Genomic DNA, 26,645 nt, shown 5'->3' with positions numbered 1-26,645 from the left:
TGCCGCCATGTCCGCACCGACACAGCCCGCGCCCCGTGCCCTCGCAGGCCGGGGCGTCGAGCTGCTGCTCCTCGTCTGCGCCGTCCTCGTGGCGGTGTCCGGGTATGCCGCCGTCGGGCTCGACAGGGACGGCGCCGTCCCGCCCGACGTCGCCGGTTACGCCCTGGGGCTCGGGGTGCTCTCGCTCCTCGCGCACCTCGTGGTCCGCTTCCTGGCGCCGTACGCCGACCCGCTGCTGCTGCCGATCGCCGTCCTGCTCAACGGGCTCGGGCTCGTCCTCATCTACCGGCTCGACCAGGAGGCGCCCGGCGATCCGTCGGCCCCCACCCAGCTGGTCTGGTCGGCGCTCGGGATGGCGCTGTTCATGGCGGTGGTCGTCATGGTGCGCGACCACCGGGTGCTCCAGCGGTACGCGTACCTGTCGGTCGTCTGCGCCCTCGCCCTGATGATCGTGCCGATCCTCTTCCCCGCCGTGAACGGCGCCAAGATCTGGATCAGGATCGACCAGCTCTCCATCCAGCCGGGCGAGTTCGCCAAGGTACTGCTGGCGCTCTTCTTCGCCTCGTACCTCGCCGCCAACCACCGCACCCTGGCCTGCACGGGACGCCGCTTCGGGCGGCTGCAACTGCCGAACGGGCGGGTACTGGGGCCTCTGGTCACCGTGTGGCTGCTGAGCGTCGTCGTCCTCGTGTTCGAACGGGACCTCGGCACCTCGCTGCTGTTCTTCGGCGTCTTCGTCATCCTCCTGTACGTCGCGACGGGGCGGACCGGCTGGATCGCGATCGGCCTCCTGCTCGCCGCCGTCGGCGCGTTCGCCGCGGGGACGCTCGAACCCCACGTGCACAACAGGGTCGAGGACTGGCTGCACCCCTTCGCCTCCATCGACGCGGGCATCGGCCCCGGCCAGCTGGCGCAGTCGCTGTTCGCCTTCGCGGCGGGCGGGATCACGGGTACGGGCCTGGGCCTCGGCCACTCGACGCTCATCGGGTTCGCCACGAAGTCCGACTTCATCCTGGCCACGGCGGGTGAGGAACTCGGACTTCTGGGTCTCAGCGCGATCTTCCTGCTGTACGGGCTGATGGTGGCGCGGGGCCTGCGCACCGGGCTCGTGTCGCGCGATCCGTTCGGCCGGCTGCTCGCGGTGGGGCTGTCGTCGCTCCTGGCGCTCCAGGTCTTCGTGATCGCCGGCGGCGTGATGGGGCTGATCCCGCTGACCGGCATGGCGATGCCGTTCCTGGCCCAGGGCGGCTCGTCCGTCGTCACCAACTGGGTGATCGTGGCGCTGCTGATGCGCATCAGCGACTCGGCGCGCAGGCCGGGGCCGGTGGAGGCGCGGGAGCCCGTCGAAGGCTCCGGCCGGCCGTCGCCCGGCGGGGACTCCCCCAGCCGCCCGGCTCTGCTGGTCCTGCCGCCGGACGGCCGACGAGACGGCGGCGTACGGGAGGTGGGCGTACGGGGGCAGAAGCTGCGAGAGAAGGTCCTGAAAACGGTGCGGCTCAGGGGGCCGCGGCGTGCGGGGGCGCGGCTCGGGGCGCTGCGGCGTGCGAAGGCGCGGCCGGTACGGGCCGCGAACGGGGTCGAGGAAGCGTCGGCCGGCTCCGGCGCGCGTGACGCGGGCGCCCGGTCGCGTGTGCCCGTCCTGGACGCAAGCGCCGCGCACGGCGATCGGCGGGCAGAACGGCGGCCCGGCGCCACAGCGCCGAAGGCGGAGGCGCAGGCGGGGACGAGGCCGAGGCCGGGGGCGAGGGCGGAGACGAGGGCGGGCGCAGGCGCGACCGCCATGGCGCGGGGGCGGGACGCCCGTACCGCGGTTTCGACCCTGGAGACGGACGCGGCCGCCACGGACGGTCCCCGCGACGCGGATCCGGCCGGCCCCGACGCGGCCGCCAGCACGAACCCGGCATCCGCCACAGCACCGGCACCGGCACCGGCACCGGCGTCTGCACCGGCACCGCGTGACGCCCCGGCCCCCGACCAGGACGGCGCGCCGGCGGCGCCGTCACGCGCCCGCACGCCCCGGCCCGTGCTCGGGCCGGGAGCCGAGCCCGGCGGCTGGTGGAGCGGAAAATTCCGGATCGTCCGGCGAGCGGCGGGCAGCCCGCGCCGGAAGTCCGGTGCTCCCGAGGGCGAGCGCGCCCACGCACCGGAAGGCGGCAAGAGGTGACCCGCCAGATCAGGCACACCGCCGCCTTCTGCCTCCTGCTCCTGGTCGCGCTGCTGGCCAACGCCGTGCGGCTGCAAGGCGTCGAGGCGGAGAACCTGGACAAGCACCCCGGCAACCCCCGCCCCACCGTGCAGCGCTTCGGCAGGCCACGCGGCAGCATCCTGGTGGACGGCTCGCCCGTGACGGGCTCCCGCGACACCCACCAGCGCCTCAGGTACGAGCGGACGTACACGCAGGGCCCGCTGTACGCACCCGTCACCGGCTACGTCTCACAGACGTACGGCTCGACGGGGATCGAAAACGCCGAGGACGGCATCCTCGGCGGCTCGGACCCGCGCCTCGCACCCCTCTCGTTCTCCGGGGACCACGCCCACGGGCGCAGCGCAGGCGGGACGGTCGTCACCACGATCGAGAAGTCGCTGCAGCGCGCCGCCTACACCGGGCTCGACGGGCGACGGGGCGCCGTCGTGGCGATCGAGCCGGCGAGCGGCCGGATCCTCGCGCTCGTCAGCAGCCCGTCCTACGACCCCGGCGTGCTGTCCGGCACGGGCAGCCGGGTGACGGACGCGTGGTCGCGCCTGAACCACACGGACACGCAGCCCATGCTCAACAGGGCGTTGAACCAGAGCTACCCGCCGGGTTCGGCGTTCAAGATCGTCACGGCTGCGGCCGCGCTGGAGTCCGGTGTCGTCAAGGACGTGGACGCGCCGACCGGCATCCCCGCGCCCTACCCGTTGCCCGGCACGAGCACGAGCCTGCCCAACGAGGCGGACGGGTGCGGCAACGCGTCGCTGAAGTACGCGATCACCTGGTCGTGCAACACGGTGATGGCGGGGCTCGGCGTGAAGGTCGGTCTGGCGAAGATGGTCGGCACGACCGAGAAGTTCGGCTTCAACGACCCGTCTCTGCGCATTCCGTCGCCTGTGTCCGCCTCCCGTTTCGATGAGCACATGAGCCCGGACCAGCTGGCGCTCTCGTCGATCGGCCAGTACGACACGACGGCGACGCCGCTCCAGATGGCGATGGTCTCGGCGGCTGTCGCCAACGACGGGGTGCTGAGGTACCCGCGCCTGGTGGACCACACCGAGACGGCGTCGGGCCGTCTGGTGTCGCGTGACCCGGACCGTACGTACAAGCGGGTGATGAGCGCGACGACGGCGCGGAAGCTGCGGCGGATGATGGTGAACGTGGTGCGGACCGGCACGGGCGGGAACGGCGCGATCAAGGGCGCGACCGTGGGCGGCAAGACGGGCACGGCCCAGCACGGCGTGGGCAACGCGGGGTTGCCCTACGCGTGGTTCATCGCGTGGGCGCAGGCCAAGGACGCGGCGTCGCCGGCGGTGGCGGTCGCGGTCGTGGTGGAGGACGCGGAGGCCGACCGGGCGGACATCAGCGGGGGCGGGGTGGCGGCGCCGATCGCGAAGTCGGTGATGAAGGCGGCGCTGGCGCGGGATCGCGCGGGGCGCGGGTAGCGTCCGGCACGATCCCGTGCGCGCTCGGGAGCGCCCGCCGGGCGCTCGGCGCGGGCAGCGCCAGGGCCGCGCGTGCTTCACGCTCCCCGTCGTTCGGGTGGGCCGCGCCGCAGCGCCGCTCGTGAGCGCCTCTCCCCGGGGAGGAGGCCGCCGGCCCCCGCCCGCGCCCGTGGTGCGCTCGGCCCGCCGCGTTGGGGCCCGAGCCCGGGCGCCCGCACCGGGCGGGCCGCGCGGGGGCGCGCCCACGCAGCGGCGCCGGCACGCTCGGCGTCGGTAGCCCCGCCTTTGGCGGCGGCCTGCGATGCGCAGTGGTGCCCGTCCGACGGCGAAGACAACGCTCACCTACGGCACCCGGGCCGAGCACCGCTCCGGCGGCGCCATCACGCCAGGGTGTCGCTCAACGGCGCTGGGGAAGCGCACAACTCACGCGGCGGGCCCGCCGCAACCGCCTGGCTCTGCCGGAGGCAGGATGGTTCAGCGCGAGCCATCGCGCTCCGCGGAGCCTGCGGGCTCCGCGGGCCCGGCGGGCGTGAGGGGCTCCCGGCGGCGGCGCCAGTCCGCGGGCGTGGCCGAGATGCCCGTGCGCGCGCCGACGATTCCCCCGGTGATCGCGCAGGTGGTGTCGACGTCGCCGAGGGCTTCGGCCGTCGCCCACAGCGCGCCGGCGAGGTCGTCGTGGTGCCTGGCCGCCGTCCAGACGGCGAACGGCACGGTGTCGTCGGCGCGTATGCGGCTGCCGTTGCCCAGCGTGTCCGCCGCGCGGGCCGGTTCCGTCGTGAAGGGTGTCTCGCAGGCACGCTCAAGGCCGTCGCGCACGGCGCCGCGGGGCGTCGCCGCCGCGACGGCGTCCAGCGTCAGCTCCCCGCGCGCGGAGAGCGCGGCGGCCACGGCGACCGCCACCGCGCCCGCGACGCCCTGCGGGTGGGCGTGGGTGACCTCGGCGGAGAGGGCGGCCTGCTCGGCCGCGCGCGGGAGGTCGTCGGCGAACCAGGCGCCCAGCGGGGCCACGCGCATAGCGGCGCCGTTGCCGAGGCTGCCGCCGTCGAACAGCCCGGGCGCGAGCGTCCGCCACGACGCGGGTTCGGCGAGCAGCGCGGGCAGCAGGACGTGCATGCCGTACCCGTAGCCGCGCCCCGAATGGGCGTCGTAGGCGAGGCCGAAGCAGGCGGCGAGGCGGTCCTGGTCGATCGTGCCGCGCTCGACGAGCACGCGGTGGACGGCGAGTGCGAGAGCCGTGTCGTCCGTCCAGCGCCATCGGGGCTCGTCGGGCGTTCTTCGCCGCCTGATCTGTTCGCGGGCCTCCTCGGGCTCGCGGAACCGGGAGAACCACCGCTCGCCGAAGGCGTCGCCCATGGCGAGCCCTTCGAGACTTCGGCGTGCGGCACCGGGGCCGCCGGGCGAGTCGACGGAGCCGGCGGAGGAGATCGCGGTCATACGTCCATCGTGACGCGCCGGGGCCGGATCACGCCGTGCGTTTCCGGCCTGATCCGTTCCGTTCCGGCCACTCCGCACAGTCCCGGCACGGCGTGGGACCGTCACCGCACCCCCGCCCTTGCTAGACGCGGAGTCAACAAGTGCCGTCCAAGGGATTGACGGCTCTGCTGACAAGCAGTCTCATAGGGGGTGACCGCCGGTAACTCGGCCCCTCAACCGACCGAGGAGGCACGCACCATGACGACCGCGCCCGCCCGACCGAGCCGCGACTCATTGATGAACGACCCCGTCCTGCAAGATGCGTTGGGGCCGCTCAAGGACCGTGAGCAGATCGCCAAGCGGCTGCTCGAGTCGTCCGCCAAGCACTCCTTCGACCCGGACGCGGAGCTCGACTGGGAGGCCCCGCTCGACGAGGGCAAGTGGTTCTGGCCGCCCGAGCTCGTCTCCCTCTACGACACCCCGATGTGGCGTCGGATGTCCGAGGAGCAGCGGATGGACCTGGCGCGCCACGAGGCGGCCTCGCTGGCGTCGCTCGGGATCTGGTTCGAGATCATCCTGATGCAGCTGCTCGTGCGGCACATCTACGACAAGTCCGTGATCAGCGACCACGTCAGGTACGCGCTCACGGAGATCGCGGACGAGTGCAGGCACTCCAAGATGTTCGCGCGCATGATCAAGAGGGGCGGCGCGCCCGCCTATCCGGTGCCGCGCGTGTACCACAACATGGCGCGCGCGCTGAAGACGGTGTCCACGACGCCTGGTTCCTTCGCGGCGACGCTGCTCGGCGAGGAGATACTCGACTGGATGCAGCGGCTGACGTTCCCCGACGAGCGGGTGCAGACGCTGGTGCGCGGTGTGACGCGGATCCATGTCATCGAGGAGTCGCGGCACGTGCGCTACGCGCGCGAGGAGTTGCGCCGGCAGATGGTGACGGCCCCGCGCTGGGAGCGGGAGTTCACCCGGGTGTCGAGCGGGCAGGCCGCCCGCGTGTTCTCGGTCTGCTTCGTCAACCCGCAGGTGTACGAGAACGTCGGCCTCAACAGGCGCGAGGCGGTCGCGCAGGTCAGGGCCAGCGGCCACCGGCGCGAGGTGATGCAGTCGGGCGCGAAGCGGCTGACGGACTTCCTGGACGACATCGGCGTGCTGCACGGCCCCGGCAGGGCGCTGTGGCGCAGCTCGGGCCTGCTGGCCTGATCCCGCGGCGCGGGGCCAGTGGTTACGCTGAACCCATGACCGCCGCGACGCCCGCACCGCCTCCCGCCTACCGCAGGCTGAGCGTGGAGCGGCGCCGTGCCCAGCTGCTGGATGCGGCGCTCACGCTGTTCGCGCACCGCACGCCCGAAGAGGTGACGCCGGAGGACGTGGCGGCCGCGGCGGGCGTGTCGCGGCCGCTCGTGTACCGGTACTTCCCCGGGGGCAAGCAGCAGTTGTACGAGGCGGCCCTGCGCTCGTCGGCGGACGAGCTGGAACGTTGCTTCACCGAGCCGCCGGTGGGCCCGCCCACGGACCGGCTGAAGCGGGTGCTCGACCGCTACCTCGCGTTCGTGGACGAGCACGGCACGGGTTTCAGCGCGCTGCTGAGCGGCGGCGGCGTGTGCGAGACGTCGCGCACGACGGCGATCGTGGACGAGGTGCGCCGGGCCGGGGCCGATCAGATACTGCTGCACCTGGGCGCCGTGCGGCCGGGCCCACGGCTGCGGATGCTGGTGCGCACGTGGATCGCGGCGGTCGAGTCGGCCTCCCTGACGTGGCTGGACGAGGAGAAGCGGCCGGATGCCGCCGAGTTGCGCGACTGGCTGGTCGACAACCTGGTGGCCCTGCTCGCGACGACGGCGACGCGCGACGCGGAGACGGCGGAGGCGGTTGCCGCGATGTCGGCTCAGGAGACGGCGGACGGCGCCGTCGCCTCGCTGGCGCGCAAGCTGGCCCCGCTGGTGCGCTCGATGACTTCCGGGTGAGACTGGTGGGGTGAGGAGCGAGAACACCCTGTTCGTCGGCGGCCCGCTGGCCGGGCGCGTGCTGCCCGTGCTGACGGGGCTGACCGGGCAGCCACCGAAGTGGTACGACGTCCCGGTGCCCAACGAGGGGGACGCGCCGCCCACCGTGTACACCTACCGGCGTGTCGCGGCAGGCTTCACCAAGCGGCTGGGCCTCCAGCGTGGCTGGACGTACGAGTACGCCCCGGCGGGCCGCGTGGCGGACGGCCCCCGCTGGCCGTGGACCCGCAGGCCGCCGCGCGCGGACCGCTGAGCCTGCCCCTGAGGTGCGCGGGCTCAGCACCCAGCCTGTCCGGGCCCGCCCCGGGGCGTGTTGGCTCGTTGTGCAGGAGCTGCCCGGGACGGGCCGCACAGCTGACCAAGCCCGCTTGGACAGGCACCACGCCCCGCACGAAGCGCTGGGCGGCCCCCGGGCCCGCGAAACTGCCGCGCACACCTGACCGGCCCCACCGACCGTGGACCGGCCCCGCGCCCCGCCCACCCCGGTCCGGGCCCGTTGAGGCCTGCCCCGCACGAGTTGTCCCCTCGGGATGCCGGCTCCCAGGCTGCTGCGGCGCTGCCCCTGGGCCCTCCTGGCGCGGGCGGCCCAGGCGCCGATCTCCGAACCCCGGGCGGCAGTCGGCGGCCGAGCTCGGCGGGCTCCCCCACAGCCTCCGGCGGCTCCTGCGCCCGGGGGCGGGCGCCTACGCCGCAAGGGTGGACGCACGCGCGCCGCCGGGGCGCACGCACGTCGCGCGTTCGCGTGCAAGGCGCACCGCCGGGGTGGTGCCGGGTGCAGCCCAGAGGGTGAAATTCCTCCCCCGTCCAGACGACTCGTCAGGTAATCGCATGGTGTGGCGTTCATGAATCCGCCGAGCGCCGCGCGTGAAACACCACCCCGCGGCTCGTTCCCGCCCCCACCGGAGGTGACATGTCGCGCCTGCGATCCGCCCGTGCAACGGTCGCGGCGGCCGCCGCGATCACCGCGCTGACCGTCGTCCCCACGTCCGCCGCCACGCCGCCCGCCGCTCCCGAGCCCGGCGGTGTGGCGGCGCTCCTCACTCAGCTCAAGACCCTCTACCAGCAGGCCGAGGCCGCCGACGAGGCGTACAACGCCACCGCGCAGGCCCTCACCAAGCAGCGCGCCGTCGCCGACAAGGCCGGCAGCGGCCTCGACCGGGCCAGGGCCGCGCTCGACCGCAGCCGCGGCGCGGCGGGCGCCCTGGCACGCGCGCAGTACCGCGGCACGCCCGAACTCTCCGGCTACCTCCAGTTGCTGCTCGGCGACGACCCCGAGCGCGCCGTCGAGGAGCAGCACATGCTGGCCCGTGCCGCGCGCGGCAACGTGGCCACGCGGGCGCGGCTCGTGTCGAGCATGCGCCACGCGGACACGGCGGTCGTCGCCACCCGCACCGCGCTCGCGAAGCAGCAGCAGCTGGCCGCGCGCAAGAAGCAGCAGCGCGACTCGGCAGAGGCCAAGCTGCGCCAGGTCGAGGCGCTGCTCGCCGGGCTCAGCCCTGACGTGCTCGGCCGGCTGGCCGCGCTCGACCGCAGCGGCACGGACAAGGCCCAGCAGGACCTCGTGGACTCGGGGGCCCTCGGCCCGCAGGGCGAGGCCGCGAAGACCGCCACACCGACCGCGGCGGGGGCCGCGGCGCTGCGGTACGCAGTGGCGCAGATCGGCAAGCCGTACGAGTGGGGCGCCACGGGCCCCGGCGCCTTCGACTGCTCGGGCCTGACGTCGCAGGCGTGGGCGCACGCCGGTGTGCACGTGCCACGCACCAGCCAGCAGCAGTGGCACGACCTGCCGCGCGTGCCGCTCGACCGGCTGCGCCCCGGCGACCTCGTAGTCTACTTCCCGAAGGCCACGCACGTGGCGGTGTACCTCGGTCACGGCAAGGTCGTCCAGGCCCCGCGCCCGGGTGGGCACGTCAAGGTGTCGCCGATCGCCGCGAACCCGCTGCTCGGCGCGGTGCGCCCGGACGCGTCGGGGACCGTGCTCAGCCCGGCCGCCTACCGGCCGCCCCGGCTGCCGGTAGGCGCCGGCACTGGCTCGGACGCGGATCTGTGATCGGGCAGGCGGCTACCGCCCGCCCGTCTCGAGCGCGTGCCGTACGAGCGTCATCAGCGACTCCACGGCCGACACCCGCTGGCGTGCGTCCATGATCAGCAGCGGGACGCTGTCCGCGACGGACAGCGCGTGCCTGACGGCCGCCGGGTCGAACGCCTCGGCGCCCTCGAAGTGGTTCACCGCGACGATGTAGGGAAGACCGCAGGTCTCGAAGTAGTCGAGCGCGGGGAAGCAGTCGTCGATGCGGCGCGTGTCGACGAGGACGACCGCGCCGATCGCGCCGCGCACGATGTCGTCCCACATGAACCAGAACCGCTGCTGGCCCGGCGTGCCGAACAGGTAGAGCACGAGGTCGTTGTCGAGCGTGATGCGGCCGTAGTCCATGGCGACGGTCGTGGTGACCTTGTCAGGCACGGCGGTGAGGTCGTCCGTGGCCGCGCTCGCCGCCGTCATCAGCGACTCCGTGCGCAGCGGCGGGATCTCCGACACCGAGCCGACGAACGTCGTCTTGCCGACCCCGAAACCGCCCGCGATCACTATCTTCGTGGCGACGGGCGCTCGTGACCGGTCGAGCTGCCAGGACCGCGGGCTCTCGTCCGGCTCGGAGACGGCGGCGGCCTCGGTGTCTGCGGTGTCGTCAGAGACGGCGGAGTCCACTCAATACCCTTTCCAGCAGTGCATGGTCCGGCTGTTCGGTGCCGTCGTGGCCGGTCCCGTACACCCTGATCCTTCCCTGGTCGGCGAGGTCGCTGAGCAGCACCCTCACCACGCCGAGCGGCATTTTCAGCAGCGCCGCCACCTCCGCGACCGTCCGCATGCGACGGCACAGCTCCACGATCGCGCTCACCTCGGGCATCACCCGGGAGGAGCCGCGGCGCGGCGGCTCCGCACGCCCGGCGGGCGCCTCGGTCGCCGCGACGAACGTCTCGACGCGCAGGACGTGTTCGGCGCGCGTGCGGCCCCCGGTGAGCGAGTACGGCCGCACGCGGGACGACGGGGACGACTGGTTCGCGACACGGCAGCGCACGCCGCCCCGGGGCTCCGCGGGCGTGCGCCCGTCCCTGGTGGCCGCCGCCTGCCCGCAGCGGGTGGGCGACCGGCTCACCGGCCGCTCCCCGTGACACCCTCGACGCCGCCCGCGACCGACCTGCGCAGTTCGCCGCGCAGCGCGGGTGTCAGTACGTGCCCGGCGCGGCCCACGAACAGCGCCATGTGGTAGGCGACCACGCTCATGTCGCAGTCCGGGGCGGCATGCACCCCGAGGAGAGAGCCGTCGCTGATCGCCATGACGAAGAGGCTGCCGTCCTCCATCGCGACCATCGTCTGCTTGACGGGTCCACCCTCCATCAGCCTGGCGGCGCCGATGGTGAGGCTGCCGATGCCGGAGACGACCGTCGCCAGGTCGGCGCTCGAACCGCGCGGGCCCTCCTGACGCCCGGCGGCCGCGGCGGCGGCCGCCTCTTCCGTCCGCCCCGGGTCGGACGACAGGAGCAGGAGCCCGTCCGACGACACGACGGCGACGGACCGCAGGCCGTGGACCTCCTCCACGAGGTTGTTCAGCAGCCAGTGCAGGTTGCGTGCCTCGCTGCTCAGTCCGCATGTGCCGGTCGCAGTCAACTGCGCGCCTCCTCGACTGTGTCCCCCGCCGCTTCGGTGTGCTGCCCGGCCGCCTGGTCCCGGGCCGTCAGGTGCTCGGTCGTCCGTGCCTGGGGTATGCGGGGCGTGTAGGGCAGCGGTTCGTAGGCCTGCCGGCCGTACGGCTGCCGCTCGTAGCCCTGCGCCTCGTCGCTGTGCCGCACGTCGCCCTGCTGCGACGCGGCCTGCTGCCCGGTGGGCGGCTCCTGCTCGTACGGGTGCTGCTGCGCCTGGGGCTGCCGGGTGGCGGCCTGGCGGATCTCCTCCTCGGCCTCCTGGCGCCCCGCCCTGGCTCCCGAGTGGAAGCCGCCGAGCCTCCGGCGCAGCTCCTCCGGGTCGACGCCGCGCTTGCGTACCGGGGGCGCGCCCGCCGACCTGACGGCCTTGGGCACCCGCTTGGGCAGCTCACGGCTCGCGGCCGCACGCTGCGGCAGGCGCATGGCGAAGGTGTCCTGGTCGAGGCCGTCACCGCCGGCGGGGGCGGCCGCCGCGCGCTCGTGGGAGTCGGGACCGGCGGCGTACGGGTCCTGGGCAGTGCCGCGGCCCGGCGCCTGGTCCGGCGCCTGAACGGGCGTGCGCGCGGCCGGTACGCGCGGCTCGCCGCCCGGCACGGACCCGGCGGTCTCCGGGGCGATCGCTCCCGCGCTCTCCGCCGCTCGTACGGTCGCCTCGGCGGCCAGGATCAGCGGGTCACGCGACGCTTCGTACGGCGCCCGTTCGCGCCCCGCGGCCGCGCCCGGGCGCTCGGGGAGCGCCCGGGGTCCCGACACGGGCACGAACTCCGGCAGGCCGGGTTCGGCGTCGCTCTCCGGCGCAGCGGCGCTCCCCGGCTCCGCCGCGCCGGCCGCCACCTCGGTATCGCCGGGCTCGGCCGCTTCCGGCACTTCCGGCGGCACCACGTTCCGCGGCAGGACGACGACGGCGGTCGTGCCGCCGCCCTGCTGCTGCCTGCGCAGTTCGACGCGGACGCCGTGGCGGGCGGCGAGCAGGGAGACCACCCGCAGCCCGAGCCCCTCGCCCGCCTCGTCCGCTTCCGTCGGGGCTTGCGTCAGGGCTTCGTGGTCCGGCGCGGTCAGGCGGGCATTGAGCTCGGCGAGCCGCTCGCCGGCGACGCCCTCGCCCTGGTCGACGACCGAGAGCATCACCTCGCCCGTCTCCAGCAGCCACCCCGACAGCTCGACCGCCGCTCCGGGCGGCGAGAACGAGGCCGCGTTCTCCAGGAGTTCGGCGACGAGGTGGCTGAGGTCGTCGGCGGCGGCCCCGGAGACGCGGGCCTGCGGCGGCAGGGTCTGGATCGTGACGCGCTCGTAGCGCTCGATCTCGCTGACGGCGGCACGCAGCACGTCGACCAGCGGGACGGGTTCCGCGTGGGCGTGCACCTGCCGGTGCTCGGCGAGGACCAGCAGGTTCTCGCTGTGCCTGCGCATGACCGTGGCCATGTGGTCGAGCTTGTAGAGCGTGCCGAGACGCTCGGGGTCCTGCTCGCGCTCCTCCAGCGACTCGATGACGCCGAGTTGGCGCTCCACCAGGCCGAGGTTGCGCAGCGAGAGGTCGACGAAGGTGTGGCGGACGGTGTGGCGCAGCCGCCTCAGGTGGTCGGTGGTGTCGGCGATCCGGGCCTGGAGCCCCGCGCGCTCCTCGGCGGCGAGGGCTGCGGCGCCCAGGTCCGCGGCGGCTTCCTTGCGGTCGTGTTCCGCGCGGTCCCGTGACTCGGGCGCGGCGCCCTCGGCGAGGCGGGCCGTGAGCGAGAGCACGGTGCTGTGGAGTGCGTTGAGCGACCGTGCCACGTCGGCGAACTCGTCGTTGCGCCCGGTGAACCGCACCGGTTCGCGCGTGGCGGGACGGGCCGCGACCCGGGCCGCGCCGAGCCGCACCGCCGCGAGCGGCCTGGTGAGGGTGCGGGCGACCGCGACGGACACGGCGACGGCGAGCACCAGGCAGCCGGCCAGGAGCGCGGCCCGCAGCTCCAGGTCGCGTACGGCGCTGTCGCGGAGCTTCTCGAACCCCTTGAGTTCCCGTGCGTCGAGCCCCGACAGTGCGCCCCGCATCCGGTCGATCCTGGCGGTGAGCGCGGTGTTGAGCTTGTCGCGGTCGGTGTCGAGTGCGGAGTCCGGCAGTCGCGGGGCGGCCGTGAGCCTGCCGAGGTATTTCTCGGCGGACGTGGTCCCGGCGCCTGCGACGGTGGACTCGTACGCCTGGCGGGTGGAGGCGGAAGCGGCGGCGTCGAAGTCCGCGAGGGCGGCGAGCTCCCCTACCCGCGCCTGCTGGGCCGCCGCGCTGAGCGCGTCCCGCGCCTTCTCGGCGGAACTCCCCGAGTGGCCGGTGGTCACCGTCAGCCCGGTGATCGGGTCGGTCGTGGTCCGCGTCCGGTCGTCGGGGATGGTGAGCGCGGCGACGAGCAGCCCACGGGTGGCGGACGCCTGGTCGGCGGCGCGGCCGAGCGAGGCGGCCGCGCGCGCGTCGGGGGCCGCGTCCGCCGGGGCGTGGTCGGCGACCTGCTCGAAGACGCCTCCCAGGGAGGCGATGATGCGGGAGTAGGCGGTGTACGTGGCGGACGCCCGGCCGTTGCCCGTCACCGCGGCCTTGCGCGCCGGCTCCAGGGTACCCAGGCTCTTGAGGGCGCGGGCGGACGCGGACGCGCCGCTGGTTCGGGACGTTCCGCCGGATTCGGCGGCGAGCGCGCGGAACTCGGCGATCCCCCGGTCCACCCGTTCGCCTGCCGCCGTCAGGCCGTCCGCGCTCCCCTCGCTGCCCTGCTCGCCGCCTGTCGACTCTCCGCTGTGCGACTCGCCGTCCTTCGACGGCCGGCCGGCGGCGACGAAGACGACGGCCTGGTCGCGCTCGTCGGCGAGGGAGCCGGCGAGGGCGACGGCCTGGCTGTCCAGCCGTGCGAGGGTGACGAGCCGCTGGGCGTCGTCGAGCCCCGTCCAGCCGTGCAGCACGGCGGGGGTGCCGGCGGCGAGCACGGCGACGCCGACGACCGCGACACCGGCGACGAGCCGGGTGCGTACCCGCTTGGGGCGCCCCACCGGAGTGCCGCTGTGCACACCGCCGTTCCCCCGAGGCCGCTTGTTCTGCACCGGTGCTCGCATTCTCGACTCGTCCGCCCATGAAGCAGGGGTGACGGCGGGTCACGACGAGCCACCCCCGGCCCCTGGCACGGCTCCCGACAATTGCAGTGCTTTTGGGAGGAAGACGCGCATCGGCCGACCCGCCACCTGAACGAGTGAACATCACGGAGGAGTTGGCCTTCAAATTCCCCCGACGTGCGCGGGGGCGCGGTGCGGCGCGCCGAATGGACCTCTGACGCGCCCTTTGCAAAGATGCCCGCCCGCAACCGTGGGACGGCCTTCCGAGTGATCGTTTTTCGGCCTCGTGTCCCGCGACCCGCGCCGTCACACCGCGGTACCGCTCCGGCAGACTGGGGATCATGCGCATCGAACAGGCGACTGCACCAGGAACGGCCGCACGCCCCAATGAGGACTGGACTTCCGTGGTCCTGCCCGCGGCGGGCGAGGGCGGGGCGCTCGTCCTGCTCGACGGTGTCACACCGCCCGAAGGGGACGACGGTTGCGTGCACGGGGTCCCGTGGTTCACGGCACGCCTGGGCGGAACTTTGGCTGAACTGTGCGGTTCACGCCGTGACATGACACTGACGGAGATCCTGGCCCGGGCCATCGCCCTTACGGCGGCCAAACACCGTGACACCTGTGAACTTTCTCACCCGCGCACGCCGCAGGCGACGGTGGTCGTCGCGCGCTGGGGCGCGGCTCCCGGGGGCGTGGTCGAGCACCTGGTCCTGTCCGACTCCACGCTGCTGGTGGAGGGGCGCGACGGTCGGGTGCGCGCGGTGGTCGACGACCGGCTCGACCACATCCCGGCGGAGGTGAAGCGGTCGGTCGCGTCCACGGACGCGCTGCGGAACGCGGAGGGCGGCTTCTTCACGGCGGCGGCGGACCCGTCGGCGGCGGCGAAGGCGGTCACGGGCAGCACGCCGGCCGCCGAGGTGCGGTCGCTGCTGGCGATGACGGACGGCGCGGCACGGTGGGTCGAGAAGTTCGAGCAGGGCGGCTGGGCGGAGTGCCTCGCGCTGGTGCGCGAGAGCGGCCCGCAGTCCCTGATCGACCGCGTACGCGCGCTGGAGACGGACGCGCGGCAGGTACGGGGCAAGAGGCACGACGACGCGACGGCGACGTACGCGGAACTCTGACGCGCCGCCCTGCGGGCCGCGCCCGGCGGTTCCGCGTCCGGCCGCGGGATCCGGCTCCGGGGGCGCGTCCATGCGCCGAGGCACGTCCAGCAGTCCCCCGGCGCGTACAGCGCACCGCACGGGGCGCGGCGGCCACGCGGGAGGCGGACCACGAGATCCGGGGACCCCGCCCGCCCCGGACAACGATCACGCCGGGCGGACCTGCGGGGCGCGCCTTACGGCGCAAGCACGCGGCAAGCCGCACCCGGGAGGCGCGTCCGGTCACCGGAGGTGCGCCCGCGGGGCAGGCCGGCCTGGCACGGCACCCGCGCAGGGACGCCGGCCCACCCGGCGGGCGGCGCCACCGGGTCCGGGTCCGGGCTCGCCCCGAGCCCAGGGCGCCCCGCCCAGGGCAACGGCGACGCACGCCCGCAGGGCGCGGCGCCCCATGGGGGCGCGTCCGATGGGGCGGGGGTGCTCCGCCCGCCCGCCGCGGCGCCGGGCCGGCGTCACTCGTACGAGACGTTTGGGCGACGGCCCGTCACCCGCCCGCACGAGCGGCCCCGTCACTCGATCGAGTTACCTGTTGCCCGGGGCCCGACCGAGGCCCCTCAGCTCGCCGCGCGGGCGTTCAGCTGGTGCAGCAAGCGGGCCAGTTCGGCGACCTCGTCCCGGTCCCAGTCGGCGAGTTTCCGCACGTAGCGGCCCCTGCGGGCGTCCCGGACGCGGCGGAAGCGGCGCAGGCCCTCGTCCGTGACGCGCAGCAGTGAGGCGCGCCCGTCGGCCGGGTCCGGCTCGCGCGTGATCAGGCCGAGGTCCTGGAGCGCTCTGAGCTGCCGGCTCATGGTCGCCTTCCCCACGCCGAAGTACGCCGAGAGCTCGGTGGCGCGCTGCTGGCCGGTCTCCTCAAGGCGCACGAGCAGCCCGTACGCGGCGGGCTCCAGATCCGGGTGCACCTCGCGGGCCATCTCACCCGAATTGGCCCTGGCCCGGCGCAGGAAGACCGCCAGCTCACGCTCCAGATCCAGGAACTCCGGATCCACCGCTTCCCCGCCCACCGGCGAAGGTTCGTTCCCGGTCCCGCTTCCCTGCACGTCAGCAGCCATCGCGCGCTCTTCCCGCTCCTGAGAGTTCGCCGAAACCGTGGCCATCGCCGCGGCTCTCCGCATCTTCGCAGGCCGTTAGTCCATCGGCAGCAGTGCACCTCCGGGCCGTGGCAAGGTCGACCTACGTAGCGTTGCACGGTGACATGTCCATTTTGACGACTTGTCGGCACAGCAAGAGATCCCCCCACCGAGGTTTTCGGAGGCACGCAATGTCCGTGCGCAGACCCGGAAAGAACGGCGGCCGCGGCACACTGATCGCGGCGGCCGCGGCTCTCCTGGCCACGTTCGCTCTTCCGCTCACTCTCCCCGGCGTGGCGAGCGCCGAGGTCTCCCCCACGGCCGGCGGGCACGCGGCCTCCCCGGCCGCCGACAGAGCGCCCGCCCGCGGCAACGCGTACATGGGCATGGGCGTGCTCTCCCACGACGGCACGGGCCACGCCCCCGTCGCCCGCCGCGAGGCCGCCGTCACCCAGACGGAGGGCGTCGACGTCTCCAGCCACCAGGGGAGCGTCAACTGGTCCGCGCTCAAGGGCAGCGGCGTGAAGTGGGCGTACGTGAAGGCGACGGAGGGCAACTACTACAAGAGCACGACGTTCAACCAGCAGTACACCGGCTCGTACAAGGCGGGCCTGATCCGCGGCTCGTACCACTTCGCCACGCCCGACGTGTCGAGCGGCGCCAACCAGGCGGAGTACTTCGTCGCGCACGGCGGCGCCTGGTCCAAGGACGGCAAGACCCTGCCGGGTGTCCTGGACATCGAGTGGAACCCGTACGGCGCGTCCTGCTACGGCCTCTCGAAGTCGGCGATGGTCGCGTGGATCAAGGACTTCACGACGACGTACAAGGCCCGCACGGGCCGCGACGCGGTGATCTACACCGCGACCAACTGGTGGAAGCAGTGCACCGGCAACTACGGCGGCTTCGCGAAGACGAACCCGCTCTGGGTGGCCCGCTACGACTCCTCGCCGAAGCCGCTGCCGGCGGGCTGGGGCTTCCAGACGATCTGGCAGTACACGTCCACGGGCGCGACGGTCGGCGACCACGACAAGTTCAACGGCGCGATGGACCGCCTGCGCGCCCTCGCCAACGGCTGACCTCGTCCGCCCCTCCCGTCGCACCACGGCGGCCCCGGTCCGGCATCCACCGGCCGGGGCCGCCGCCCTGCCCGGCAACGAGCCCGAGCGGAACGCTCAGCCGTCTACTCGATACGCCCGAGGCTCCGCTCGATGCGATCGGCGTCGGCGGAGCGGTTCTGTGCGCGGCACAGGTCCAGTGCCTCCTGCCAGGCGGAGCGTGCCGCGACGGTGTCGCCGCGTGACGCGTGCAGCCCGGCCAGCCGGTCCAGGGTGTCGACGACTTGGTATGTGTGGTGATGCGCGCGGCGCAGGTCGAGCGCCGCGCGGTAGTGGTCGAGGGCCTCGGGGATACGGTCCGCGTGGTGCGCGATGTAGCCGAGGCTGTCGAGAGTGGCCGCTTCGGCGTTGCCGTCTCCGCGCACGCCGGGCCCCTTGCGCATCAGGTCCAGGGCATCGCGGCAGTACTGCTCGGCTTCGCGCAGGTCGCCGAGTTGGGCGGTGCACCAGCCGAGCGCGTTGAGCGCCACCGCCTCGCGCATCGGGTTGCCCGTGCGACGGCCGAACTCGACGGAGGCGCGTGCGTGGACTTGCGCCTGGGCGGCGTCACCGGTTCGGGCCCATGCGATGGTCAATGAGTTGTGGGTGGCGGCTTGCTGGGCGACGTCGCCGGACCGGTCGGCGCTCTCCAGGGCCAGGCGCAGGTGGTGCAGGGCCTCGTCGAACCGGCCGGCACCGATGAGCGCGTTGCCCAGGTTGCGCTGGATGCGGGAGAGCGCCTCGGGCGACCCGGTACGCTCGGCGGCCGTCACCGCGAGCCGTGCCATGCGCAGCAGGTCGTCGAGGTGGCCGCCGCGCATGAGGAAGTCGGAGAGCCAGAAGGCGAGGTGCCAGGCGGGCTCGTCCCAACCGAGGTCCGCGGCCATCTGCTGGGCGGCGAGCAGGCAGTCGCGCTCGGCCTCGAACCACGCCGATGCCTGCTCCGTGCCGTCCGGCCGGTAGGGCGTGCAGTGTTCGGCGGCGGGCTGGCCCTCCACCGGCGCGATGTCGGGGTCGAGGCAGCGGGCGGCGGCCTCGGCGCTGCGGGTGTAGAAGTCGACCACGCGGCGAAGCGCCTGGTCGACGGCCTGTTCGTCGAGGCATCGGGCCTGCTCACGTGCCGCCAGTCTGACCAGGTCGTGCATCCGGAAGCGCTCGCCGTTCTCCCGCTCGACCAGGGATCCCTGCTCCAGAGCGCGCAGGACGGTACGGGCCGCCGGGGCGGGCAGGCCGATCAGTGCGGCCGCGGCGTACACAGTGGTATCGGCCCCCGGCGCGGCACCGAGCAGCGCGAAGGCACGGGCCTGATCCGCGGCGAGCGTTCGCAGCGACCAGGAGAGGACGGTCGGCAGGCTCGCGGCGGGGTCGCCGTCGTCGAGCGCGCTCAGCGTGCTGTCAGGGTTGCCCAGCTCGGCGGCGAGAATCGAGAGGGGTTCCGCGTTTCCGCGGGCGCGTGAGGAGACGATGCCGAGGGCGAGCGGCAGTCCGGCGCAGCGGTGCAGTATCTCGTCGGCGGCGTCGGGGTCGGCTGCGAGCGGGTCGGGACCGAGCCGGTGTGCGAGCAGTTCACGGGCCTGGGCCCGGGTGAGCGGGGCGAGGCGCAGGGTCTGTCCCCCGTGGCGGGTGTCGAGGCCGCTGAGCCGCCGGCGGCTGGTGACCAGGACGGCCGAGCGGCCGCCACCCGGCAGCAGCGGCTCGATCTGCGCGGTGTCCGCGGCGTTGTCCAGGACGAGGAGGACGCGCTTGTCCGCGACAAGGCTGCGGAACAGCGCCGTTCGGGCCGCCAGGTCGGGCGGCAGCCGCTCCGGGGAGACGCCGAGCGCACCGAGGAACCCGCGGAGCACCGTGCCCGGCGGCAGTGGTTCCTCGGCGGGCGAGAAGCCGCGCAGGTCGATGAAGAGCTGGCCATCGGGGAATGCGGCCTGATGGCGGTGTGCCCAGTGCAGGGCGAGCCAGGTCTTGCCGATCCCGCCGGTTCCGACGATGGCGCGGATCCCCGGGTCGCCACCGCGGACCTGCTCGCGGCCGGAGGGAGGCAGCAGGGCTGACAGCCGGGCGAGGTCCGCGTCGCGTCCGGCGAGCCGGGCGGGGCCCGGCGGGAGTTGGCGCGGCACGGGAGGCCCGGACCGCGCGTCGGACCGCGCGTCGGATCGCGGCCGCGGAACCGGCGGGGAGTGCAGCAGTCCCGGGTCCCCTGTGAGCACACGCTGATGCAGACGCTGCAGGTCGGAGCCCGGGTCGGTGCCGAGTTCCTCGGCGAGCCTGCCGTACAGCGCCCGGTAGACGTCCAGGGCATCGGCGTTGCGCCCGGCGCGGTACAGCGCGAGCATCAACTGCCCGGCCACGCGCTCGTCCAGCGGATACAGCTCCGCCTGGCGTGCGAGAGCGGGCAGTGCGTCCATGTGCCTGCCCAGCCGCAGCGCCGCGTCCGCCCGGTCCAGTTCGGCCACGCGCCGCTCGCCGTCCAGCGTCGCCCGCCACGAGAGGGCCCAGGGGCTGTCGAGACCGGCCAGCGCCTCGCCGCGCCACAGCGCCAGCGCCTGATCCAGGGCGGCGATGCGCTCGGCGTCCTCCAGCCGGCCGGCCCGCGCGACGAGTCGGCGGAAGCGGTGGACGTCCACGTTCTGAGGGTCCGTGTCCAGGACATACCCGCCGGCCCGACGCGTGATCAGCTCCGGTGCTCCGGCGGACGCGAGCGCGGAACGCAGGCGCGACACGTAGCCGTAGAGCACCGTGCGGCCGCGCCGGGGCAGGTCCTGTCCCCAGACGCGCTCCGCGAACCGGTCGGCGGGTACGGGGTGGCCCGCGTCGGCCGCGAGCACCGCCAGGACCAGCCGCTGCCGCGGATGCCCCAGGTCCACGGCCTGCCCGCCGCTGAACGCCTCGACCGCGCCGAGCACGTGCAGTTCCATCCCGGCCCCCTTGGCGTGACGGTTCCCGAACCGGCGGTCGCGACCTGCCTGTTCAAGGTCTCCCGAAGGTTACGCGAAGACACGTGCGGCAGCGTGGTCGTAGCGGCGAACGCGACCGCCGCATGCGCCGCCGGGCGGTGCGGCGGGTGGGAGTTCGGCGGCAACTGCTGGAAGGAAAGCGCTCCATGGGAAATGTGGTACGCAAGCGATTGGCGAGTCTCCTGGTGACCGCCGGAATGATCTCGACGACGGTGCTGATGGGCGCCGGTGACGCGAACGCCACCGTTCTCAATCACGTCGACGCCTACCTCTACAGCGGCAGCAAGGTCTCCGTGCACACCTGGTTGGACGTGTCCTGGGACTCGGGGGAGATGACAGTCTCCAACTTCGGCGACAAGGACGACCTCCGGGACGGTTGGGGCGCCGAACTGATTGTCCAGGACTACAACAGCAACGTGGTGGAGCATCTCTACAACAACCACGGCTCCGGACATATCGTCAGGTCGTCATCCTCACACCACGTCACCGGAGGAAACGCCAAGGGCCTCATTCTCTCGGCCTGCCGCGCACATTCCAGCACAGTCACCTTTGACAGGTGCAGGGCCGTTTTCTGGACCAATCCATACAATTAGCACTGAACTCTCCGCCGGTCCGGTGTGTTGAGGCTCCCGCACGGGGGACGGGAGCCTCAACGCCGGAGCATCCGCCTTGCCGGCGGAGTCGGGACACGGGCCCGCGCGTTGGCCGAGGGGCCCGGGGCCGCCCGGCGCCGGACGCGGGCGCGCCCCGGAGGCCGGGCCTCCGGGGCGCGTCGTCGCGGCCGTCTCGCCCGCGGGGGGCGGGCGGGGGTCAGGCCGCGGCGGCGACCGGGACCTCCGCCGGGGACAGGGCGATGTCCAGGACCTGGCGGACGTCCGTGACCGGGTGGACCTCCAGCTTCTCCAGGACCTCCGCCGGGACGTCGTCCAGGTCCGGCTCGTTGCGCTTCGGGATCACGACCGTCGTGATGCCGGCCCGGTGCGCGGCCAGAAGCTTCTGCTTCAGGCCGCCGATGGGCAGGACCCGGCCCGTCAGGGACACCTCGCCGGTCATGGCCACGTCCGTGCGGACCAGGCGCCCGCTGAGCAGCGACGCGAGAGCCGTCGTCATCGTGATGCCCGCGCTCGGCCCGTCCTTCGGGACCGCGCCCGCCGGGAAGTGGATGTGCACGCCCCGGTCCTTGAGGTCGCCGACCGGCAGTTCGAACTCCGCCCCGTGCGAGCGCAGGTACGACAGCGCGATCTGCGCCGACTCCTTCATCACGTCCCCGAGCTGGCCGGTCAGGGTCAGGCCCGCGCCGCCCGTCTCCGGGTCGGCGAGTGACGCCTCGACGTAGAGGACGTCGCCGCCGGCGCCGGTGACCGCGAGGCCCGTCGCCACGCCCGGCACCGCGGTGCGGCGCTCCGCCGGGTCCTGGGCGGACTCCGGCACGTGGTGCGGCCTGCCGATCAGCCCTCGCAGGTGCTCGGCGCCGAGCTCGGCCGGCAGTTCGCGCCGGCCCAGTTCGTGCTCGGCCGCCACCTTGCGCAGCAATCTGGCGACCGCGCGCTCCAGGTTGCGCACGCCCGCCTCGCGGGTGTACTCCCCCGCCAGCCTGCGCAGCGCGTCGTCGCCGATGGCGACCTCGCCGGCCTCCAGGCCCGCGCGCTCCAGCTGCCTGGGCAGCAGGTGGTCGCGGGCGATGGTGACCTTCTCGTCCTCGGTGTAGCCGTCGAGCGTCACCAGCTCCATGCGGTCGAGCAGGGCCTCGGGGATCGCTTCGAGGACGTTGGCCGTGGCCAGGAACACCACGTCGGAGAGGTCGAGCTCGACCTCCAGGTAGTGGTCGCGGAAGGTGTGGTTCTGCGCCGGGTCGAGGACTTCGAGCAGCGCGGCGGCGGGGTCGCCCCTGAAGTCCGAGCCGACCTTGTCGATCTCGTCGAGCAGGACGACAGGGTTCATCGACCCGGCCTCCTTGATGGCGCGGACGATGCGTCCCGGCAGCGCGCCGACGTAGGTGCGCCGGTGGCCGCGGATCTCCGCCTCGTCCCGCACACCGCCGAGCGCGACGCGGACGAACTTGCGGCCCATCGCGTGCGCGACGGACTCGCCGAGCGACGTCTTGCCGACGCCGGGAGGGCCGACCAGGGCGAGCACGGCGCCGCCACGGCGCCCGCCGACCACGCCGAGGCCGCGCTCGGAGCGGCGCTTGCGCACGGCCAGGTACTCGGTGATGCGCTCCTTCACGTCGTCGAGCCCGGAGTGCTCGGCGTCCAGGATCTCCTGGGCGCCCTTGATGTCGTACGCGTCCTCGGTGCGCTCGCTCCACGGCAGTTCGAGCACGGTGTCGAGCCAGGTGCGGATCCAGGAGCCCTCGGGGCTCTGGTCGCTGGAGCGCTCCAGCTTCTCGACCTCCTTGAGTGCGGCCTCGCGCACCTTCTCCGGCAGGTCGGCGGCCTCGACGCGGGCGCGGTAGTCGTCGGACTCGTCCTCCTCGCCGCCCCCGCTCAGGTCGCGCAGCTCCTTGCGCACGGCCTCGAGCTGGCGGCGCAGCAGGAACTCGCGCTGCTGCTTGTCGACGCCTTCCTGAACGTCCTTCGCGATGGACTCCGCGACGTCCTGCTCGGCCAGGTGCTCGCGCAACTGGAGCGTGGCGAGCTTGAGCCGCGTGACCGGGTCGACGGTCTCCAGCAGCTCCACCTTCTGAGCGGTGGACAGGAATGGCGAGTAACCGGAATTGTCGGCGAGGGCGGACACGTCGTCGATCTGCTGGACGCGGTCCACCACCTGCCAGGCGCCGCGCTTCTTCAGCCAGTCGGTGGCGAGCGCCTTGTACTCCTTCACCAGCTCCGACACGGAGCCGGGCAGCGGGTCGGGCACCGTCTCGTCCAGGCTGATGCCCTCGATCCACAGGGCGGCACCCGGGCCGCTCGTGGCGGCACCGACGCGCACCCGGCCGCGGCCGCGGATCAGGGCACCCGGGTCCCCGTCCGACAGCCGTCCCACCTGCTCGACGGTGCCGAGCACGCCGGTCGACGCGTAGGAGCCGTCGATGCGGGGCACGAGCAGCACCTGCGGCTTGCCCGCGCCTGCGCCGCGCGAGCGCGCGTCGGCCTGGGCGGCCTCCACGGCGGCGCGTACCTCGGCGTCGGACAGATCGAGAGGCACCACCATGCCGGGGAGCACGACCTCGTCGTCGAGCGGCAGCACGGGAAGCGTGAGCGGTGTGGAAATGGCAGCCATGATCTCCCCTTCGGCAGTCAAGTTGAGCTATGCAGACTCAATGCTTATGAGTGCCCTGGTGTTCCCCGAGGGCCTTCGTGTTCGCCGTGGGCGATCACGGGCAGGGATTCAGCCGCGCGCTCGAGCCGCGGCCGGTGAGGCGGCAACGCGGGGTGGGAGCCGAGCATTCCTGGCCCGGCGCCGCTCGCTGCGAGGATGGGCCGCGTCCCCGAGAGAGTGGAGCCCGACGTGACCGAACCGCCCGCGCCCGTTCCCGGCCCCGCCGCGCGAGGCAGCGCGCCGGGAACGCCCGTCACGCTGGACCGGCGCGAGGGCGCCGAGGGCGAGATCGCCCTGCGCAGGCGCGGCGGCCCCGACGGGGACGTGTGGGAGATCATCGTCAACGGCACGTTCCTGATGGACACCTCGGACGGCCGCTCGGAGCGGCTGCTGGTCGACGCCGCGATGCGCGCGCTGCCCGAGGAGCGCAGGGCCGCGCGGCCCTCCGTGCTGATCGGCGGGCTCGGCGTCGGGTTCTCGCTGGCGCACGCGGTCGCGGACGACCGCTGGGGCAGGGTCGTGGTCGTCGAGCGCGAGCAGGCCGTCATCGACTGGCACCACGAGGGCCCGCTGGCACGCGTGTCGAAGTCGGCACTGGTCGATCCGCGGACTGTGATCCTGCACACCGACCTGTTGGAGTACGTACGCACCACATCGGACAGGTATGACGCCATGTGTCTGGACATCGACAACGGCCCGGACTGGACGGTGACCGAAAGTAACGGCTCCTTGTACGCCGAGGAAGGACTCGCGGCGTGCAAAGCCCTGTTGAACCCTTTCGGCGTGCTTGCCGTCTGGTCTGCGCAACCGTCTCCGACCTTTGGCGATGCGTTGGGGAATGCCGGATTCAGCGGGGTAACCGCCGAAGAGGTGCCAGTTGCCCGGGGCGTACCGGACGTGGTTCATCTCGCTGTTCGCACTGCGTAGCCGAGAAGGCGTCGATGCCTCTACGCTGCTCCACGAAATACAGGATCCAACGATTCCCGTCACCCCCCAGTCAGGCCTGGACGTGGATCGGCGGATCGAGGGCATACGGAGCGCGGTGAACGCGTACCAGGGGCGGGCGATGGAGCAGACACAAACGAGCCACAACGGAGTGGGAGCCACGCCGGGCGCTCAGCGTCGGGTCCTCGTCGTGGAGGACGACGCGACCATCGTCGACGCCATCGCGGCCCGCTTGCGGGCCGAGGGCTTCCTCGTCCAGACCGCGGTCGACGGCCCCGCCGCCGTCGACGCGGCGGAGGCGTGGCAGCCCGACCTGATGGTGCTCGACGTGATGCTGCCGGGGTTCGACGGACTCGAGGTGTGCCGCCGCGTGCAGGCGCAGCGCCCGGTCCCGGTACTGATGCTGACGGCGCGCGACGACGAGACGGACATGCTCGTCGGCCTCGGCGTCGGCGCCGACGACTACATGACCAAGCCGTTCTCCATGCGGGAGCTCGCGGCCCGGGTGCACGTCCTGCTGCGCCGTGTGGAGCGCGCCGCACTGGCGGCCGTGACGCCGCGCAGCGGCATCCTCAGACTGGGTGAACTGGAGATCGACCACGCGCAGCGCCGGGTGCGGGTGCGGGGCGACGACGTCCACCTGACGCCGACGGAGTTCGACCTGCTGGTCTGCCTGGCGAACACGCCGAGGGCCGTCCTCTCGCGCGAGCAGCTGCTCGCCGAGGTGTGGGACTGGGCCGACGCGTCGGGCACGCGGACGGTCGACAGCCACATCAAGGCGCTGCGCCGGAAGATCGGCGCCGAGCGCATCCGCACGGTGCACGGCGTCGGGTACGCCCTGGAGACCCCGGCACCATGAACCTGGCGGGCCGCACGCCGGGGTACGGACGCGCGTCGGGACGGGAGCGGGCCGGACGCCGCAGGGAGTGGTGGAGCGTGCGGCCCTTCTCGATCAAGGCGAAGCTCGGCACCCTGGTCGTGGTCTCCGTCTTCATCACCACAGGGCTGCTGATGGTGGCCCTGCGCACCAAGACGGAGCTTCGGTTCATCACGGTCTTCTCGGTGATCGCGACGCTGCTGATCACGCAGTTCGTGGCGCACGGCCTGACCGCGCCGCTCGACGAGATGAACACGGTCGCCAAGGGCATCTCGCACGGCGAGTACACGCGGCGCGTGAGCGGCGCGGACCGGCGCGACGAGCTGGGCGACCTGGCCTCGACGATCAACCTCATGGCGGACGACCTGGAGGCGGTGGACCGGCACAGGAAAGAGCTGGTCGCCAACGTGTCGCACGAGCTGCGCACGCCGATCGCGGCGCTGCGCGCCGTCCTGGAGAACGTGGTGGACGGCGTGTCGGCCGCCGACCCCGAGACCATGCGCACGGCGCTCGGCCAGACCGAGCGGCTCGGCCGCCTGGTGGAGACGCTGCTCGACCTGTCGCGCCTGGACAACGGCGTCGTCCCGCTGAGGGCGACGCGCTTCGAGGTGTGGCCCTACCTGTCGGGGATCCTCAAGGAGGCCAACCTCGCGGCGGCGCAGCGCGGCACGAGCTCCGGCTCAGGGCTGCACACGAGGACGGACGTCCACCTGCACCTGGACGTGTCGCCGCCCGAGCTCACGGCGTACGCGGACGCGGAGCGGCTGCACCAGGTGGTGGCGAATCTCATCGACAACGCGGTCAAGCACAGCCCGCGGCACGGCCGCGTCACCGTGCGGGCGCGCCGCGGCGAGGATCCGGAGTCGCTGCACCTGGAGGTGCGGGACGAGGGGCCCGGCATCCCCGAGGCGGAGCGCAGCAGGGTCTTCGAGCGGTTCAACCGCGGCCGGGCGAAGACGCAGGGCGGCGGCAACGACGGCGGCACGGGGCTCGGCCTCGCGATCGCCCGCTGGGCGGTGGACCTGCACGGCGGCCGGATCGGTGTGGCCGAATCGACGCAGGGCTGCCGGATACGCGTCACCCTCCCGGGAGTGCCCGACCAGCGCGGTTGACGGCCGGCCGCCTCCCCTTTCGCCGACCGGCGCCACGGCCCGGAAACGGTCCCGGAACGGCCGGAACAGGCCGAGAAAATGTCTGGGAAGGCGATTGACGAGCGGCATGGCGTGGGTACAACGCGATCAGGACCGACTACCGCACCGGCTATGTGATCCAGGCCACCGTCGCGGCGCCCCGTGGCTTTCGGGAGCGCGTACGAACCGTGGCCTGGCAAAAGACGTTAGTTTCCCGCCAAAGCGCGCGCCGAAACCCCCTTCGGGATGTGACGTGCGCGACGATGGCCCGTCCGGTCTGCATCCGGGAGCTCGGTAGGCGTAGCCTTGATTTCCGCTGTCC

General features: G+C 73.5%; 19 protein-coding genes and 1 pseudogene. 12 read left to right on the top strand and 8 right to left on the bottom strand.

Features of this window, described 5'->3' with window-relative positions:
- Positions 1-7: 7 nt before the first annotated feature.
- Together IH48_RS0104970 and IH48_RS0104965 are read left to right on the top strand one after the other, a co-directional pair.
- Positions 8-1,345: pseudogene (locus tag IH48_RS0104970) on the top strand (FtsW/RodA/SpoVE family cell cycle protein); the annotation flags it as partial.
- An 815-nt stretch (positions 1,346-2,160) separates the two neighbouring features.
- Positions 2,161-3,636, top strand: coding sequence for a penicillin-binding transpeptidase domain-containing protein (locus IH48_RS0104965; RefSeq protein WP_030899613.1), 1,476 nt, complete (start codon positions 2,161-2,163; stop codon positions 3,634-3,636).
- 474 nt (positions 3,637-4,110) lie between these two features.
- Here IH48_RS0104965 and IH48_RS0104960 read toward each other — a convergent pair whose 3' ends face one another.
- Positions 4,111-5,070 (bottom strand): ADP-ribosylglycohydrolase family protein, encoded by a 960-nt coding sequence (locus IH48_RS0104960; RefSeq protein WP_051839174.1) that lies wholly within the window; start codon positions 5,068-5,070, stop codon positions 4,111-4,113.
- Positions 5,071-5,307: 237 nt separating this feature from the next.
- On the opposite strand from IH48_RS0104960, the gene IH48_RS0104955 reads away from it, so the two are divergent.
- The 4 genes from IH48_RS0104955 (at position 5,308) to IH48_RS0104940 (ending at position 9,117) form a co-directional block, all read left to right on the top strand.
- Positions 5,308-6,264 carry an AurF N-oxygenase family protein gene (locus tag IH48_RS0104955; RefSeq protein ID WP_030899609.1) on the top strand — a complete coding sequence of 319 codons (957 nt, stop codon included), beginning with the start codon at positions 5,308-5,310 and terminating at the stop codon, positions 6,262-6,264.
- A gap of 35 nt (positions 6,265-6,299) precedes the next feature.
- Positions 6,300-7,028, top strand: a complete 729-nt coding sequence (locus IH48_RS0104950) for a TetR/AcrR family transcriptional regulator (RefSeq protein WP_030899607.1) — start codon at positions 6,300-6,302, stop codon at positions 7,026-7,028.
- 10 nt (positions 7,029-7,038) lie between these two features.
- A complete protein-coding gene (locus IH48_RS0104945; protein WP_030899605.1) occupies positions 7,039-7,320 on the top strand; it encodes a hypothetical protein in 282 nt (93 codons plus the stop codon).
- Between the two features lie 657 nt (positions 7,321-7,977).
- Positions 7,978-9,117 carry a C40 family peptidase gene (locus IH48_RS0104940; protein ID WP_030899603.1) on the top strand — a complete coding sequence of 380 codons (1,140 nt, stop codon included), beginning with the start codon at positions 7,978-7,980 and terminating at the stop codon, positions 9,115-9,117.
- A 12-nt stretch (positions 9,118-9,129) separates the two neighbouring features.
- Here IH48_RS0104940 and IH48_RS0104935 read toward each other — a convergent pair whose 3' ends face one another.
- The 4 genes from IH48_RS0104935 to IH48_RS0104920 form a co-directional block, all read right to left on the bottom strand.
- Positions 9,130-9,774: a GTP-binding protein gene (locus IH48_RS0104935; RefSeq protein WP_030899601.1), complete on the bottom strand. Its 645-nt coding sequence runs from the start codon at positions 9,772-9,774 to the stop codon at positions 9,130-9,132.
- Positions 9,755-10,144: a DUF742 domain-containing protein gene (locus IH48_RS0104930; protein WP_030899599.1), complete on the bottom strand. Its 390-nt coding sequence runs from the start codon at positions 10,142-10,144 to the stop codon at positions 9,755-9,757. Before IH48_RS0104930 ends, IH48_RS0104935 begins: the two co-directional genes overlap by 20 nt.
- 74 nt (positions 10,145-10,218) lie before the next feature.
- Complete coding sequence (locus tag IH48_RS0104925; protein ID WP_030899598.1) at positions 10,219-10,734, bottom strand: roadblock/LC7 domain-containing protein; 516 nt, start codon at positions 10,732-10,734, stop codon at positions 10,219-10,221.
- Positions 10,731-13,799 carry a nitrate- and nitrite sensing domain-containing protein gene (locus IH48_RS0104920; protein ID WP_234434138.1) on the bottom strand — a complete coding sequence of 1,023 codons (3,069 nt, stop codon included), beginning with the start codon at positions 13,797-13,799 and terminating at the stop codon, positions 10,731-10,733. Before IH48_RS0104920 ends, IH48_RS0104925 begins: the two co-directional genes overlap by 4 nt.
- 383 nt (positions 13,800-14,182) lie before the next feature.
- On the opposite strand from IH48_RS0104920, the gene IH48_RS0104915 reads away from it, so the two are divergent.
- Complete coding sequence (locus tag IH48_RS0104915; RefSeq protein WP_030899593.1) at positions 14,183-14,962, top strand: protein phosphatase 2C domain-containing protein; 780 nt, start codon at positions 14,183-14,185, stop codon at positions 14,960-14,962.
- A 590-nt stretch (positions 14,963-15,552) separates the two neighbouring features.
- On the opposite strand, the gene IH48_RS0104910 is transcribed toward IH48_RS0104915, so the two are convergent.
- On the bottom strand, positions 15,553-16,047 hold the full coding sequence (locus tag IH48_RS0104910) for a MarR family winged helix-turn-helix transcriptional regulator (RefSeq protein WP_078849488.1): 495 nt from the start codon (positions 16,045-16,047) through the stop codon (positions 15,553-15,555).
- 209 nt (positions 16,048-16,256) lie between these two features.
- On the opposite strand from IH48_RS0104910, the gene IH48_RS0104905 reads away from it, so the two are divergent.
- Entirely contained in the window at positions 16,257-17,141 is an 885-nt protein-coding gene (locus IH48_RS0104905; RefSeq protein ID WP_030899588.1) for a lysozyme, read from the top strand.
- A gap of 104 nt (positions 17,142-17,245) precedes the next feature.
- Here IH48_RS0104905 and IH48_RS0104900 read toward each other — a convergent pair whose 3' ends face one another.
- On the bottom strand, positions 17,246-20,071 hold the full coding sequence (locus tag IH48_RS0104900; protein ID WP_030899586.1) for an AfsR/SARP family transcriptional regulator: 2,826 nt from the start codon (positions 20,069-20,071) through the stop codon (positions 17,246-17,248).
- A gap of 83 nt (positions 20,072-20,154) precedes the next feature.
- On the opposite strand from IH48_RS0104900, the gene IH48_RS0104895 reads away from it, so the two are divergent.
- Positions 20,155-20,703 carry a hypothetical protein gene (locus tag IH48_RS0104895; protein WP_158710249.1) on the top strand — a complete coding sequence of 183 codons (549 nt, stop codon included), beginning with the start codon at positions 20,155-20,157 and terminating at the stop codon, positions 20,701-20,703.
- 217 nt (positions 20,704-20,920) lie between these two features.
- Here IH48_RS0104895 and lon read toward each other — a convergent pair whose 3' ends face one another.
- Entirely contained in the window at positions 20,921-23,332 is a 2,412-nt protein-coding gene (lon, locus tag IH48_RS0104890; protein WP_030899580.1) for an endopeptidase La, read from the bottom strand.
- Between the two features lie 228 nt (positions 23,333-23,560).
- Between lon and IH48_RS0104885 the strand changes: the two genes are divergently transcribed.
- The 3 genes from IH48_RS0104885 to IH48_RS0104875 all read left to right on the top strand — a co-directional run bounded on the left by IH48_RS0104885 (position 23,561) and on the right by IH48_RS0104875 (position 26,305).
- On the top strand, positions 23,561-24,298 hold the full coding sequence (locus IH48_RS0104885) for a hypothetical protein (protein ID WP_051839273.1): 738 nt from the start codon (positions 23,561-23,563) through the stop codon (positions 24,296-24,298).
- Positions 24,299-24,437: 139 nt separating this feature from the next.
- Positions 24,438-25,175, top strand: coding sequence for a response regulator transcription factor (locus IH48_RS0104880; RefSeq protein ID WP_030899575.1), 738 nt, complete (start codon positions 24,438-24,440; stop codon positions 25,173-25,175).
- Complete coding sequence (locus IH48_RS0104875; RefSeq protein WP_078849487.1) at positions 25,172-26,305, top strand: sensor histidine kinase; 1,134 nt, start codon at positions 25,172-25,174, stop codon at positions 26,303-26,305. The genes IH48_RS0104880 and IH48_RS0104875 overlap by 4 nt, the downstream gene beginning before the upstream one ends.
- Positions 26,306-26,645 lie beyond the last annotated feature (340 nt).

This window comes from Streptomyces sp. NRRL F-5126 (assembly GCF_000721265.1).
Lineage (GTDB): Bacteria > Actinomycetota > Actinomycetes > Streptomycetales > Streptomycetaceae > Streptomyces.
Note: the sequence above shows the minus strand (reverse complement) of the source record. Positions and strands in the feature narration are given on the sequence as shown.